Genomic DNA, 16224 nt, shown 5'->3' with positions numbered 1-16224 from the left:
ATTCAAGTGCAAAGAGTTTATAACAAACTTTTACTCACCATTTCATACACATCTGAAGAAAGTCCTGGTATTTTAATGAGCTTTTCTAATTGTTCACGCATCAAGGCTTGACGATTGGCATCAAAACGCTTCCATTGCGTGAAAGGTTTTACTAAACGCGCCGCTATTTGAGGATTGATCGGGTCAAGACGCTGTATTTGTTCACTTAAAAATACATAACCTGCACCTGAACGATCGTGAAATTGACTACGATTTTCTGAACAAAAAACACCAATCAAGGATCGAATTTTATTTGGATTCTTCCAATCAAAAGCTGGGTGCTTCAGTAATTTTTTAACCTGATGCAAGGTATCCGGCAGTGGAGCACGCGCTTGTATCGCCAACCATTTACAAACCACTAAAGAATTAGCTGAATTTTTTTCATAAAACTCTTTTAAAAAACGATCTCTTTGCGACAAATTATGATTAACTATTTCACTCAATGCCACCATTCGATCCGTTAAGTTATCGGCTTTTTTGTAATGATCCACACAGAGATGATGCACGTTGGGGTCTTGCAATAACATGAGATAGGTTAAACTTAGGTTAGCTAAACGTCGATTCGTCACCGACTTCTTATCAAAAACATAAGGTTTTAAATCATGGCAGACTTGATAACAATGTAAAAAGTTATTTTCTAATTTTTTAGCAGATTGAAAACGCAACCATTCTCTTTCTTCATGAATCCCATCGATATCAATAATAGGCATTTGTTCCGCAAAAGCAGCTTCACTAGGTAAACTTAATAATTCTGCCAATAGATCCTTACTATCCTGCTTATCATCAGCAAATAGAATTTTATATCCCTTAATCAATTGATTAACTGCTGAGTCTTCGCTTGATGCTGAGGATTGAATTCGGCGCAACACAATTCGACTTGCCAATTCCTGTGCAGCATCCCATCGATTAAAACCATCGGTATCTGACTGCATTAAAAATGCAAGATCTTCGTCAGAATATTTAACTTTAAGTTTTACTGGTGCAGAAAAATTTCTTAATAAAGAAGGAATCGGTTTAGCTTGGACATTAACAAATTGAAAAACATGTTCGGACTCTCTCAGCTTCAATGTGCACTCTATCCCCATAGGTTTATCATCACCGACTAATTGTAAATCAATAGCTTGGCCTTCTGGATTTAATAACGCCATCACTAAAGGAATATAAAAAGGTTTTTTAGTCGGTTGTCCCGGTGTAGCAGGACAATGTTGTTTAAGTATCAAATCAAAGGTTTTTTCTTCGGGTGAATAATGGTAATCAACCTGTAATTCCGGTGTTCCCGATTGTTTATACCAGCGACGAAATTGTTTTAGATCGTAACCGCTCCCTTTCTCAATCGATTTAACAAAATCTTCGATGGTGACGGCTTGTCCATCATGATCGATAAAATAATCATCCATGCCTTTACGAAATAACCTTTGACCCACTAAGACCTTCATCATGCGAATGATTTCAGCGCCTTTTTCATACACCGTCATGGTATAAAAATTATTAATCTCAATATAAGAATCAGGTTGCACGGGATGAGCTAAAGGACCTGCATCTTCTGCAAACTGCATAGCTCTTAATTGTCTTACCGTGTTGATCCGTTCAGTAGCAGGATTACCAATAGATTCGCTGAATTCCTGTTCACGGAAAACAGTCAATCCTTCTTTAAGACTTAATTGAAACCAGTCGCGACAAGTAATGCGATCACCGGTCCAATTATGAAAATATTCATGCCCTACTACTTTGGTAATATAACTATAATCTGCGTCGGTTGCCGAATTCGGATCCGCCAAAATGGTCTGTGCATTGAAAATATTAAGCCCTTTATTTTCCATCGCTCCCATATTGAAATCATCGATGACCGCAATCATGAAGATGTCTAAATCATATTCACGACCATAAGCTTGTTCATCCCAACGCATGGCTTTTTTTAAAGAATCCATTGCATGAAGACATTTATCTTTTTCACCTTTTTCAGAAAAAATCTGTAAGCTTATTTTGCGTTGTGATTGAGTTACAAATTCATCTTGAATATATTCTAAATCACCTGCAACCAAGGCAAATAAATAACTGGGCTTTTTGAATGGATCTTCCCAAGTAATAGAATGTTGATTGCTCGCTAAATCCTGCTCGGCGATTTTATTACCATTTGATAATAAAATCGGGTATTTTGATTTATCAGCAATAATAGTGGTGGTGTAACGCGCTAACACATCGGGCCTATCTAAAAAATAAGTGATGCGACGAAAACCTTCTGCCTCACACTGAGTGCAAAAAATTCCTCGAGAAACATACAATCCACTTAATGCGGTATTTTCTTTAGGCTTAATTCTATTTTCAATCTCAAGACTAAACTTGTCAGGTACTTGAAAAATAGTTAATTCATGATCCTTAAGTTGATATTCTTTCGCTGGTAAAAGCTGTCCGTCAAGTTTAATAAAAATTAATTCGCAATTCTCACCCTGCAAAACCAGTGATTTATTTTTATTTTCTGTTACCGAGTCACGAATAAGCGTCAAACGAGAATTAACCTGCGTCAAATCCTCATCTAACTTAAACGTTAATTCAACCGTATTTATCAAAAAACTAGGTGGGATGTAATCTTTTAAAAAGGTAGTTTTTAATTCAGTCATTTTATTACCTATTATTTGATGAGAGGATCAGATTCTTTTTTCAAGCTCACTGCCGCTGGAAGAATTAAGCTTATCAACAATAATGAGCCACCAACCAGTGTGGTTTTTGCCAACATTTCATGGTTAATCAATACGCCAAATAAACTAGCAAATACCGGTTCCAAGGCAAATATCAACGCGGCTTTCGGAGCACTGGTAAATTTTTGATATTTATTTTGTAAATAATACGCCAAACTGGTTGCAAATACAGCACAAAAGATAATGCCAATTAAAGCTTGCGGCTGCAAAGCGGCACTAAAAGAATGACCTTTAGTAAATAAAAATACAAAAGGAATGGTAAACAAAAGTTGGTAAAAAGCTAATAATTGGTAATCGCCGATCAATTGATTAATACGTTGTAGATAAGTAATTTGTAAGGAAAAACAGATAGCCCCTAAAAAAATCCATAAATCGCCATGCCCGAGATAAAGATGTTTTACATCCATTAAAACATAAAGCCCTAGAAATCCTATGCCCGAACACAACAAATCCAAGCGACTTGGTTTTTCTAGTTTAAACAAAGGCGCTAGAAAAGGAACTAAAATAACACTAGCGCCTGTAATAAATGCCGCACGTGCAGAATGCACGGTTTCTAAACCTATGGTTTGACTAAGATAAGCCCCTGCATTGAGAACTCCAATGATCAAACTGCCACGCAAAATAGATCGGGTGGTGTTGTGGAACAAAATCCAGACACTAGGTAACAAAACCAGCGCAGCTAAAGCAAAACGTAAACTCACAAATACAAACGGATCGACCTCAGTCAAAGCATTTCGAGTCAACGGAAAAGTAATCCCCCACATCAAGGTGGCTAAAATAAGATAAAGATTTGCTTTACTAGATAATTTCATAAAATATAGAGTATAGTCACTCCCATCCCTTGCAACAACAGGAGAATTTATCGTGTCAATTCGCGTTCTCGTTAATGGTGCTGCTGGCCGCATGGGGCAAATCACTGCTAAAACGATTAAGCAGGATCCAACATTCGATTTAGTAGCAGAAACTCACAGTAGCGACGAACTAAAAAAATCACTCTTGTCCAGCAAAGCCGATATTGCCATTGATTTTACCAATGCAGCCGTGGTCTTTGAAAATACCAAAAACATCATACTAGCAGATGCTCATCCTGTTATTGGTACTAGTGGTTTACTTCCAGAGCAAATAAAAGAATTGCAAAGCCTTTGCGCTGGGAAAAACTTAGGCGGAATTATTGCACCCAATTTTTGTATAGGCGTTTTGTTAATGATGCGTTTTGCTGAACAAGCCGCACATTATTTTTCCGAATGTGAAATTATTGAAACACATCATGAAAATAAACTGGATGCACCTTCTGCAACCGCCATAAAAACAGCCGAATTGATTAGCGCCGGTAGAAAAACATTCCCTAGCACCAAGAAAATTCACGAAACCTTAACCGGTTCACGTGGCGCGCTTAAGAATCAGATCCCAATACATGCATTACGTCTGCCAGGATTTCTTGCCAAACAAGATGTGCTATTTGGTCATATCGGTGGGAATCTCATTATCTCCCATGAAACCATAGATCGTAATGCCTATATGCCAGGCGTATTACTAGCTTGCAAAAAAGTAATATCGTTAAAAAAATTAGTTTACGGTTTAGAAAATTTTTTATAAAAAATTACCTAAGCCTGTTCTACGGAAAATCTACATGGTCGACTTCAAACTGTTACATACCGAGCTTTTAAATCAATTAAGCCAGAATCATTTCAGTATTAATGAAATAACCAGTAAAAAATTAGTCGAGTACGTATTGCTATTACATAAATGGAATCAAATACATAATTTAACCAGCATTCGCGATCCTTTACAGATGCTTAGCAAACATATTATCGATAGCCTTGCTATTAGTCCGTATTTGCAAGGACCAAATATATTGGATGTCGGTACCGGTGCCGGTTTACCCGGCCTTCCTTTGGCGCTGACGCATCCTCAATATCGTTTTTCATTATTAGATAGTAACGGAAAAAAAACTCGCTTCTTAACACATGTCATACAGACATTAATGATTACCAACATAGATATCATTTCTTTGCGCGTCGAAAAATATCATCCTGAAAATTGTTTTAATAGCGTAGTCAGTCGCGCCTTTAGCCAGCTCAATGAATTTTTACATAAAACTAAACATTTATGCTGCGAAAATGGAATTTTTTTAGCGATGAAAGGGCAATATCCTGCAGAAGAAATCGCTGCGCTGGATGCAGATTTCAAACTGATTGACACCAAAGCCTTGAAAATTTCAGGTCTTGATGAAAAAAGACATCTATTAATCGTTGGTTCAAATAATTAATAAATAAAAATTTCTTTGCTACGCTTCAATTAATTTCTTGTTAGTTAAGAAAAGATTAATTATTCTAGCTTACAATTATTAATCCCATAAAGTTAATTACTCCCTCGCCAAGGATAATAAAATGCAAAACTTTGATGATGAAACTATGCCTTTAGTTCCTACACAACGTTCTCCTGGTTTTTTTCAAGCGCTAATAAATCCCTTAAAAAAATATTTAACCCCTAAATCATTAGCCATAGCTGTAACATCAGGAGTTAGTACTATTACCTATTACGATCCATCTATTAAAGCAGGAGCTTCTGTTGCAGAATGGCTAAAATATCCTGCCGCCATCTTAGGTGGAATAGGGACCAATTTTACTTTTAACTTACAAAGCTATAATGAATTGCTACAACAATGTCCTGCGCTGCTTAAAATGCCTTTTCAACTTTCACTGGCGATCTTTTTTTCTATCGCGTGTGTAGCGCCTAATTTGTTTATGAATATAGTTGATGAAGAAGGAAATTATATTGACGGAACCAATATGACATTACAAGTAGTATCCGCCTTGCTTAACATTGGCGTCAATATTGTTGGATCCATGGAATTGATTAATAGTATTTCTTCTCTATTAAAAAATAAAACCGATAAGCAGAAAGAAAAACTTATCGAGGAAATTAATCTTGTAATTGAACAGTTTGCTCAATCAAATTCTCAATCCGACCCAAATGAACCGCTAAATGAAGAATTACAAAGAGACTTAATCTCTCAATTTAAAACCAATAATGATTTAAGTTTATGTCAAAAAATAAATTATTATTCTCTTAATGCGAGCATAGGCTTATTCAGTATTCCGCAATTTACAGCATATTTATTAATAAGCTATTTAGGTATGCGCGACTTATCCGAAAAAAAATTTGGGACTACTAGTTCTATCAGTATATTTCTAGGTTTAATAGCTGCCATTGGCAATGGTATACCTGGCGCAGGTTTTTCTATTAAAGGTGTGAATTCCATCAGTAAAAAACTCATGTCTTTAGAAAAACCCTCTTTGTTGGCAGTGCTTTTTGTACTACCCGCTTTATTCTCCGGTTTTACCACACATAAGGCCATGGCGGATAGTTTAAAAGAATTGGGATATTCTGGAAATACTGCAGAAGCATTAAAGTGGATAGCTAATCTTGGAGCAGCGTTAATTTATAATTTACCGCAAATGCTCGCTTTAGCAAATAACTTGAATACCCCAGCAGTTAGCATTCAACTTCATGACTTAAAAGAAAATCTTGAAGATCAAGTTAAAAATTTAGACTCATCTAATATACAAAATTTTAAAACTGTATTACCCAATATAGTGAGTAGTTTTTTTACCGATTATGCTTCTCCTGAAACTATGCATTTGCAGAATTATGACCATCCAAATGTTGGAATCAATAATGTATAAAAATCTAGGTAATGAAGGATGCATAGAAATTCCTACATATTTAGAAAGGTGTTAGCGAGGAGCTAGCTGAATAAGTTACAACCTGTTAGAATCCTGCCTCTTTAAGTCTAAGCGCCCGTAGCTCCTGGATAGAGTACCAGGCTTCGAACCTGGTATTTAGTTTGAAAATCATTAACAATCAACGTCTTGCGATATTTTGGTTTACGCTACAATTGACCTAGATTGACTGTAATAATGTTACTGTGAACGTCGCTTTGTTACAAATTCCCTATACACATTTTTTTATAAAGTTTTTCCCAAAATCGTTAGATCTCTAATGGGATAAAATTTAACTCCCTGTTTGATAATCTAATTTATTTTAAATTTCATATAAAATATATAATTTTTGATCTAGTCAATTTAAAAATATAGATTGGACTAAAAAAGCTACGAAAAAATAGGAAACAACTACAATAAAAGAAGTCATTATGCCATTTGCTGAATCTTTTAGACACCTTGTTGATACCGGATGTTTTGAACTTACTGATTCAGAATTAACTTTCGCTCAACTTGATCAAATAAATAACTATGTCCATGAAAACCCTACCAACCTCAGGAATAGTTTAAGCACGGGTAAACTATCTTCCGCTTGTCAACGTTTCTTAGCTACGAGTGAAAAAGTCTAGAGTTGATGGAAATTGGAAAAGCAGTTTTTGAGCTTTGAACAACTCTATAATGATCAGTATATCCAAGGTTTCATTATTCGATGCAGCGGCAGAATTTATTAAATAACGGTCCATCAGTTCCTATTGTTTTAATAAGGTTATGGCGAAAGTTTTTCTTAATGTCATGTGTCATCTAAGAAATTTGTCTGTTGGTTAGTTTTTTATTTATTTGTTAATAATTTTATTAGGTACCAATATCTTTTTTAATAAAATCACTATACAGAATCAAAAATTATCGTTATATTTCGCGCCCGCCTAATTTCAATACACAGAGAAAAATAAAAAAAATGCCTTACATTGAAAAACCTGTAGCAATTAATAATGAGATGCTATCTAGAGTGCGCCGATACGATCCTAAGGACACTAATATTGCAAAGTTATTCACTGCTATTCGTGAACATAAAACAGGAAATCCCCCAAAAGATAAGATAAATAAAATTCAAAACTTACTTAGTCAACCCATCCAAAATATTAATAGTATGGATGCAAATGATCACGATAATACGCTACTGCATGTTGCTGCCAGTAAAGCACATGAAGATATTATTATGCTTCTCATTAATCAGGCTGGTATAGATAAGTCTATTAAGAATAGGCAAGATAAAACAGCCTTTGACTTAGCAAGTGATTTAGATGTTAGTACCTATTCTAATAAGCAAAGCATCATGGCTAAGTTAAATCCAGGTCCACTAGTACACGCAGGACCCTCAGGTGTTAGTGCTAACCTTACTCCACAGCTAGGAGATGAAGTGAATTATCCCTCATCTGGACTTAAGAATAGTTTGCATGGCAACATTTATCAGTTAAAGCTATTAATGCTTTTTCTTAAACGTGGGTTAAGTGAAAACTATGACTTTCGCTTATCGACAGAATGGGATGCGGCTGAAAAATTTGATGATTTGGTATTTAAATACAATGATCAAAACCAAGTAAAATACCGTTTTCTACAAGCTAAACATAAGCAAGATCAAAGCAAAAAAATAAAAATAGGAGACTTACTCACCGCTGATAAGAATGGTGAGTTCAATTTGGAAAAGTATTTTATTTCTTACTTAAAAATCAAAAATAATCCCGATTTCAACGGTAATCTAGAAGACTTTACTATCTGTACTAACATCAATTTTGATTTAAGTAATACAATAGTAGGCCAACCCATTCAGCTTAATGAAGTGAGCGCTGGAAAAAATAAAGGGAAAAAGATTTCAGTTGAAGCAATGACAGGAAATGATGTCTTTTTTAAGGATGGCGGTACGAGGTATAAATTACTCGCTAACAATGATTTGATAGCACACTTAAAACAAGGTAGTGAAGTACAAAAAGAAGTACAAGAACTAAATAAAAATAAAAATAAAATAAACGTAAACACAGACATAGACACAGAGATAAATCAGTTTCTTGAAAAATTAATATTTGCAGTCGATCAGCCCAATGAGGTTGAGCTGGGAAAAATTATTAGTCAAGAGATGGGTGAGGAATTTAACTTGATTGATGCCAATCTTGTTACAGATAAATTTCTCAGAGACATGCTAGATTGGTTTAAGGAAAAAGAAGGTAAATTTCTTTCACCTGCAGATGGTGAGGAATTTTTTGCAGATACAAAAGGAAAAGTGACTAAATTAGTCATGCTTGGGCCAACTTCAGCGTATAGCAAAAAACTAACAGAGCTGGGTGTTAGCTTTAATGATGACCAATTAACAGAGGTTAAAAACTTTTTAAATCCAGGTTCAAGTATCAATTCAAAGCAGATCTTAAACCTTGAAGCGCCAAAAAATACTAGATTAAGCGCTATTAAAGTAAATCAAATTTTACTAGGTTCGTCTGTGTATAAAGAAAAAAGAGATAGTTATATTTTTGTACCTTTAAGCAAGCTGTTACGACTAAGAGATGAAGTATTGGACGCTTTTAGGGCACAAGGTACAGGGGATTTACTCGTCATTGAATGCAAAAATGGGCCAGGTAGTAATATACACGCTTTATATTCAGAGCTAAAGACTATTGTAAATAACAATCCCAAGAAAAAAATTATCTTAATTACTAAAAATGGTGATGGTGGTTTAGCTAGCTCATTCAAAAATGATGCGCAACTACGAACTAAATATCAAGAAAACAGAGATAACATAGGAGGCCTGTCTGATCTGACGCCTACTGCGCAAGCTATAATTTTAGGTAAAACAGTGAGTTTCCAAGGAAAAGAGACACCTTTAGGTTATTTGATAAGCGACCCTCAAAAAAATCTAATAAATGAAGAAGTACTGTCTAAGTTAGTTAATGGTGATGAGGTAAGCATAGGTAAGGAAGTTCCTAAATTAACTGACATAGATAAAGTATGTTATGTAGGGCGTACATTTGATCATGAATTAAAAAAAATTGATCCAAAATCTTCTAATCAAGTTACTAGAGATAAAAAAACCTTAACACGTATTGAAGATAGAATAGCAATTATAGCGGCTAAGCCTGGCATGGGGAAATCTGTAGTACTTACTCGTTTGGCAGAGCAAGAAAAGCAAGAAAGTCCATTTTCTTGGGTTATTAAAATTAACTTAATTGAACATGTACAAGCGTTCAGTGAAGAAAATTTTGATAACCTCAACAGAGTAAAAGCAATCGATTTCTTATCAAAGCTAATGAGTTTAAAAAATACCTTGGAGAAGGAGCTGTTTAAAAACAACTTAAGTCGACCAGATAAAGTGGCATTATTTTTTGATGGGTTTGATGAAATGAGCCCCACCTGTAAAAAGCATGTCATTACGTTACTTACTGTACTAAAAGAAACGCAAGCAAAAAAACTATGGGTGACTACTCGCACGCATGCGCGTACGACATTAGAAGAAGCATTGAAAGGAGCTTCATATACATTAAATCCATTATCTGAAGCGGGTCAAAAAGAGTTCTTAAAAAAGTTCTTTAGCACTCATTTAGTAGAGGAAATAAATGAGGAGCGTTTAACGTTCTGTACTGAAAAATTTCTTGATTTTTTTACTAGCAAGATAAGTTCAGATAAAAAGTTTACTGCGATACCACTACAACTAAAAATGGCGGCTGAGCATTTTCAAAATAAATTTAACACGTTTTATAATAACCCTAATGCAAATGAGTTTTCATTAGGTACAGATTTTAATTTAGTTGATTTTTACAAAGAGTTTATCAGAGATAAGTTTAACAAATTCTCTGCTAAACAAACACATATGGATGCCAGTGATAAGCTGACATATGATGAATTTTTAGAACAACGTCAACTATTGGCTTTGTACGTAGTATTTGAAGTAGTCAGCAAACAAAGTATAGATGCAGAATGGGAGATCAATCAATTACTTCCTGGAAAAATGGAAAAAATAGAAATTTTAATCAGCGAGATGAAAGAAGGTAAAGGATATGCTGGTGTTGTTGATCGTATTGTTGATGGAAAACCTAACTTTGTTCACTTGACATTTGCTGAATATCTTGCTGCTCAGAAGCTTGTGGATATATTTAAAGAACAACAACAACAAATAGAACAAGAAAGAATAGCCATAGCTCATTCTGAGAATTTACTTGAGGATACACTTGTTGAAGGGTTAGAAGTACGGCTAGCGACTACTATACGTAGTGCTTTCGATATTTTTTATGAGGAGCGTGCTGGAGAAGGAGTTCAACGGTTTATCGATGGAATCGTAACGAAAGACCTTCGTTTACATACAGCTATTCTAAACCGCAATTACGAGCGTATAGAAACGCTATCAAAAATTATAGGCGATAGAAATAGTCCTGACCTTTTTGGTAGAAAACCTATACATTTAGCTGCTATGAAGGGTGATTACGCTGCCTGTGACAAATTGTTACAGTTTACCGACGTAGCTAGCCATATCAACACGGAAGATACATTATTTAAATGGACTCCTATACGGTATATCGATGGGCATAAAAGTACCCCTGCTAAATTTAAATTAGTTAACTTGTTTTTATCCCGCGGGGCAAATCTTGATGACATGGTTCATCTTAACTGGATAATGGAGCAACCATTAATTAATATAGAATTGGAAAGTTCTGTCGAAAGTAATGTGGAATTGGAAGATTCTGTCGAGAGGAAATCAAGCGAAGTTTTTTCAGAAACCTTAGGGCAGAGATATATAAAACATATTATGGAAGGAGGCAATCTATATTTGCTTAAAGCATTGCTGAAAAAGCATCCTCACCTTAAACAATTTACTACTGTTGAACGAGAAACTCTTTTACACCTGGCTACTAGTGCCCGTGATAGTAGCTTGGAGATAGTTAAATACCTTATAGATGAACAAAAGCTTAAGGTTAACGTTGCAGCAAGTGATGGTGCTACTCCTTTGCACAACGCGGTTGAAGAAGGTCACTTAGACATCGTAAAGTATCTCCTAGATAAAGGGGCTGATGTTAATGCTAGAGAGGGCGCGGATCATTGGACTGCTCTGCATTTGGCCGTTAAAGGAGGACATATTGAAGTAGTAAACATATTATTAGAATGTAAAGACATTGATCTTAATCTTAAGGATAAGGATGGTAAAACAGCATTGGACTTGGCTGTGGGTGATGAAGCGATTGAAAAATTATTGAATGAACGCAAACAAAATAATCTGAAAAGACCTTCTAGCGCATTGGATGATGAGAGTACGGCTAATAAAAAAAACTGTCTGTCAAGCCGGCGGAAAAGGGAAGCTGAAGCTTGTTTATTTTCCTGGGACGACATTGACAAAATCAATTTAGAAAAAGAAAAACCGCGTGATATCAATAAAATTGATCTTGATAGTGCAGGTTTCCTTGAGCTGCTTAAAGATTCAGGCGCAGCAAAGCGAACCCAGCTCTTGCAATTGGCTGGGTCGAGTAAAGTTTCTGGAGACAGCGAACCCGCAGTACAAAGACTGGGTCATCATATTAATCGCATAAGGCCACATGTTGATCTGGCTGCACGTATTGTTTCCATCCCGATGCGGGCGCAGATGGCCACCGATACATTGAAGGCCTTAATAAAAGACGATGGTAAAACAATTGCTATCAATCTTGGGTGGTTTATGGGAGGCGGCCATGCTTTTGGGAAGTTATCCGCCAGCTTGGCTAGTAAAGGAGAGAGTTTGGCAGCCGCTGGAAATAAATTACTAGGTAAATCATTACAAATAGGTACACCCTTTTTGCGTCGGGGAACATCCATATTAATTGCGATTGATTTTGCAAATCAAGTAAAGGCGTTGCAACAGGGTGATGAGGAGGCGCTGGGGGGAGTGATTAGCAATGGTGTTAATTTAGGCATTGATTTATTGGAAGCTGGGATAGAAGTGGGAGAGATTGCGGGAATGTTTTCCGGAATTTCGGCTATCACGGGACCCGCCGGCGAAGTGGTGGGTGCTCTCGTTATGTTGGGGGTACAAATATATGATGCGGTTCGTTCAGTCGCTCGCCTGGATCATTTGATCCATTTGTCGGGTTGGGAGAAGTTTAAAGAGGGATGGCGTGCTTTTCTAGGGATAGCACCCGAAGCCTATATTAAAAAAATGGCCGATTTAATCGAACATTACAAGCAATTTTTGGTAGAGAAACTGGAATTTCTAAAAAGTCACCCGGCGATTAAATATTACATTTTTTCAGCCCTTGAAGAAATAGCTGAGAAGTGTCGTGTTGTTATTGGAGAGCGAAGGTGTCCTTCAGATGGAGGTGGTCTCGTGTTCGCAGGGAAGTGCAGCAATGAAAAAACGGTATGCGAGCCTGTTTTTTCCGAGGTCAACAATAGTTTTGTATCCCTTCGGGAAAAGCAACATGGCTTTAAATTAAGCAGAGTAAAGCCAGCTAGTCCAGCAGGAAGCACTTTTATCTGCTTACCTACCGGAGATTCTGAAGCTATTCCTGTAGAGGGGGCTTATAAATGTAATGCGGCGATAGGTATTATGAATAATGGCGCTACGGGAGATGCTGCTCTTATTGATCTAGGTCAACATCATGATTATGCTGCGGGTTTTTTAAACAAAACTAATTATTTTCTAGTTTCTGATGGCTATAAAAACCTTAAAGGAGGAAACCAAGACGATATTTTTATTGTTCAAGCGCAGGAGATATCCGGTGATCTTCATGCTAACGGAGGAATAGATACTCTAATATTGTCAGGGTTTCAGCCGGCACAAGATCAAATAGAAGTTAACTTACCTATGGGTTATTTGCGATATAATGGGAATAAAAAATTCTCTTTTACCGGTATAGAAAGAGTTTTTGGAAGCTCTGAAAAGGCTTACAGTGTTACTGCAGGCTGCCGTACCCAAGTACTTGACACCCAAGGTGGACCGACCGTTGAGAACCCTGATAAGATCCTAATCCCTGATGACCACTGCCATCATGAGATGAAAGTGTTACTAACTGGGAACCTTGTCTTAACGAATGAAGCAAGTACAGGAAACTTCAACTACGATATTGAATCCGGCGTGGGAGAAATTTCAGTTGCTTTACCCGTGCTTGCAGGGTCGAGTACACACAAGTTTACATTCAACGCGACCGTTGCAGACGTATCGGCAATATTGACGCAGCGTTCGATAGATGATCCACTCAGGCAGAATATTGAATTTCAATTAGATAATTTTAAACTGAAAGTAAGCGTTATTTCATCGAACAACACCTTATTTTATTTTAAAGATGGTGTTGAACTTAAGCTAGGTGACAAGAATCTCTATCTTTTTCTTAATACCGATCAAAGCCTATCAACTATTATCGATCACTATGCCGTAATAGCTGGTCGTCTTGATATGACGTGTATTATACAAGGTCCGCGGAATGAGGTTGCCGTTATAGGACATAGTAAACACGAGGTGATGCACAATGATCCGCGCTCGCACAAGACCCATCTTCATGGTAATGGCGGTGAAAGTCTTTTTGTGATTGACTCGGGACTCCCACAACTTCCTATAACTCCTTTAGGCGAAGTGGTCCTTTATCACCATCAAGGCGATAGTCATGTTGATAGCTTAGATCTTCGAGCGCTAACCGCTCAAATTCGAACTGAGTTTAATGCAACCGCTGAGATTCTTTTCGTGCCGCCCAATGCATCAAATAGATTAGGAAACGATATACTCCTTCTGCTTACCGTCAAATCAAGACGAGCCAAAGCAGTACATGAGATTATGACTGTTCGCGTGAAGGATGCGTTGATTGATGAGTGGTATAGAGATTTGCATGTTATTTTGAATGTCGCTCCACTTAAAGTGTTTGGACCGCTCTCAAATCTACGTTTGGTACCGGTCCCTTTAGAGTTTAAGGAAAGTCATGAAATTATTAACGTAGGGATCAGAGACGTAGAGGAAAATACAGTCATTATTATTCCTAGAAACTATGAATCCTATGAGTTATTCAGGGATGGAAATAACTTAAGATTGACCAATACGCTCAGTAACTACTCAACAATAGTCGAACCGCTGACTATTTTACTTGAAAATTTTTATAATGAACCTAAGTTAGAAACTTTATCGATTGAATTTTTAAATAAAAGGATAGTTATTAAGGAAGAATTAGCGAAAATTAACGTAGCGACTTGGGATGAAGCACAAATCGCTCATGAAGAAGAGTTATATGCCATGGCTTTTCAGTCGTTGAGCAATCATACAGATTTCGATAGGCACCCAAGAAATCATCCAACAGATTTTCTAACGAGAGCGCGCCGTTCTATCCAGTTATCTGAGTTAGCAGTAACACCGATTGTCAGCAGCGCTGTTAGAAGTTCAGGTATATTGCAGGCACTTATAGGCCATATGACTCATTTTTTTGCCGATAAAAAGCAAAAAGCATTGCTGTCCAGCGGATCTAGTGCGCGAGTACTTCATAGAACTAAAAATACCTGTGATAAAGATAAAGGGCTAAAGTCAAAACAGTGTTTTAAAACAACGGCACTCAGTACAAAGCGAATCATTCCCCCTTCCAAGTGGAGACAACCTCTCATGGAATTGGGTACAGGGGCTATTGCAGGTAGTGTGGGTGAAATCTTCGATAAACTCGTTGAGTCCTATCCAAATCGATTGATTAGTTTTACCGTGCTTAGAACTTTTCTGGATGCGATGATTATGAGTTCTCGCTACTTCTTATCAAGTTCTGTGAATGAATTAGAGCTTGAAGACACGCTTTCTCCCTTTCTGGTAGTTTTTCTATCCAACCTATTTATAACTGCTAGTTTACAGAGTCTGTTAATAGGATTAGAAGCCAGTGGTAGACCCTTATGTAAACAAGTAAAAAGGGGTATCCAAACTCTTTATAATTTTTTCTTTCTACAAGCTATGTTTAATTTTTTCACCGGTGATGAGAATGGAGAAAATAAATTAACAATGTTGTTGAATTGGACTTGTTATGCAGGTGCCAATATAGGGGCACGTAAAGCCACGCGAATGATCATGAATACTCATTTTTTCAATGGTTCTGCCAAAAAAGAAGAGGGTGACTCTATACCAATCATGGGCTATTCAAGCTCAAAATAATATTGGAGTGAATATAACAAATCTTTAGTGAAACGTGGAAGCCATATTTTATGATTTGATGAAGAATCTGTAGCTGAATGGCATGCCACTAAATGTGTATTATTATGAAGGTGAACAGCAAATACTATGATGATGAGCAACGACCGCTTCATCAATTGCTGGAATGGGTTATTTACACTGAGTGTTCACGATGGGTAATAATACACAACTAAATCCATAGGTAAACGCGGCAAGCCAAAAAAGTATTCGGAGATGGCTATCTTATGCCTATTAACTATGGAAGAAAAAAAATGGTTATCCTCGTCGAAGCATTGCTGAACCAAGAGAAGCTCCAAACACAGTACGTGGATAGTTACAAAACTCAGGGAGTTAATAAATATACTAAGTAGCAGGCTTCTTTTGGAAACTTCGAGTAACATAGATGAATTGTTGCCGCCAAGAATGAAACTAGTTTTTATTAAAAACTTTAAAAGCTATTTTGATAGCTATGCTAAGTCATATTTGGAAGATCAAAGCGCTTTTCGTCACATCAAAATCCACTATCGACTCAACCTAAAATGTTCTAATTTAATCCATTCTTAGTGGAAATGAGCTTATCCATTGACTTCTCCACATTCATTTTCAATTTTGTGTTAATCTCTTTTTAATA

The 16224-nt window shown here is 36.6% G+C and carries 7 protein-coding genes; 5 read left to right on the top strand and 2 right to left on the bottom strand.

The genetic code is table 11. The annotated features are described in order from the left end of the window. Positions 1-17 precede the first annotated feature (17 nt). Complete coding sequence (gene pepN / locus AAHH40_RS01425; protein WP_342220351.1) at positions 18-2657, bottom strand: aminopeptidase N; 2640 nt, start codon at positions 2655-2657, stop codon at positions 18-20. Positions 2658-2668: 11 nt separating this feature from the next. Then, the gene (locus AAHH40_RS01420) at positions 2669-3547 is read right to left on the bottom strand and encodes a DMT family transporter (protein ID WP_342220350.1); all 879 of its coding nucleotides are present in this window, start codon (positions 3545-3547) and stop codon (positions 2669-2671) included. A gap of 91 nt (positions 3548-3638) precedes the next feature. Between AAHH40_RS01420 and dapB the strand changes: the two genes are divergently transcribed. The 5 genes from dapB (at position 3639) to AAHH40_RS01395 (ending at position 15575) form a co-directional block, all read left to right on the top strand. Beyond that, positions 3639-4331: a 4-hydroxy-tetrahydrodipicolinate reductase gene (gene dapB, locus AAHH40_RS01415; RefSeq protein WP_425287987.1), complete on the top strand. Its 693-nt coding sequence runs from the start codon at positions 3639-3641 to the stop codon at positions 4329-4331. Positions 4332-4365: 34 nt separating this feature from the next. Continuing rightward, complete coding sequence (gene rsmG / locus AAHH40_RS01410) at positions 4366-5004, top strand: 16S rRNA (guanine(527)-N(7))-methyltransferase RsmG (protein WP_342220348.1); 639 nt, start codon at positions 4366-4368, stop codon at positions 5002-5004. A 121-nt stretch (positions 5005-5125) separates the two neighbouring features. Then, positions 5126-6424, top strand: a complete 1299-nt coding sequence (locus AAHH40_RS01405; RefSeq protein ID WP_342220347.1) for a hypothetical protein — start codon at positions 5126-5128, stop codon at positions 6422-6424. Between the two features lie 467 nt (positions 6425-6891). Then, complete coding sequence (locus AAHH40_RS01400) at positions 6892-7089, top strand: hypothetical protein (protein WP_342220346.1); 198 nt, start codon at positions 6892-6894, stop codon at positions 7087-7089. A 326-nt stretch (positions 7090-7415) separates the two neighbouring features. Further along, positions 7416-15575 carry an ankyrin repeat domain-containing protein gene (locus tag AAHH40_RS01395; RefSeq protein WP_342220345.1) on the top strand — a complete coding sequence of 2720 codons (8160 nt, stop codon included), beginning with the start codon at positions 7416-7418 and terminating at the stop codon, positions 15573-15575. Positions 15576-16224 lie beyond the last annotated feature (649 nt).

Origin of the sequence: Rickettsiella endosymbiont of Miltochrista miniata (assembly GCF_964031245.1) — a bacterium.
Taxonomy (GTDB): domain Bacteria; phylum Pseudomonadota; class Gammaproteobacteria; order Diplorickettsiales; family Diplorickettsiaceae; genus Aquirickettsiella.
Note: the sequence above shows the minus strand (reverse complement) of the source record. Positions and strands in the feature narration are given on the sequence as shown.

Coding starts and splice junctions, on each gene's coding strand:
- AAHH40_RS01400 (WP_342220346.1), top strand. CDS start 6,892: ATGCCATTTGCTGAATCTTTTAGACACCTTGTTGATACCGGATGTTTT.
- dapB (WP_425287987.1), top strand. CDS start 3,639: ATGGGGCAAATCACTGCTAAAACGATTAAGCAGGATCCAACATTCGAT.
- AAHH40_RS01420 (WP_342220350.1), bottom strand. CDS start 3,547: ATGAAATTATCTAGTAAAGCAAATCTTTATCTTATTTTAGCCACCTTG.
- rsmG (WP_342220348.1), top strand. CDS start 4,366: ATGGTCGACTTCAAACTGTTACATACCGAGCTTTTAAATCAATTAAGC.
- pepN (WP_342220351.1), bottom strand. CDS start 2,657: ATGACTGAATTAAAAACTACCTTTTTAAAAGATTACATCCCACCTAGT.
- AAHH40_RS01395 (WP_342220345.1), top strand. CDS start 7,416: ATGCCTTACATTGAAAAACCTGTAGCAATTAATAATGAGATGCTATCT.
- AAHH40_RS01405 (WP_342220347.1), top strand. CDS start 5,126: ATGCAAAACTTTGATGATGAAACTATGCCTTTAGTTCCTACACAACGT.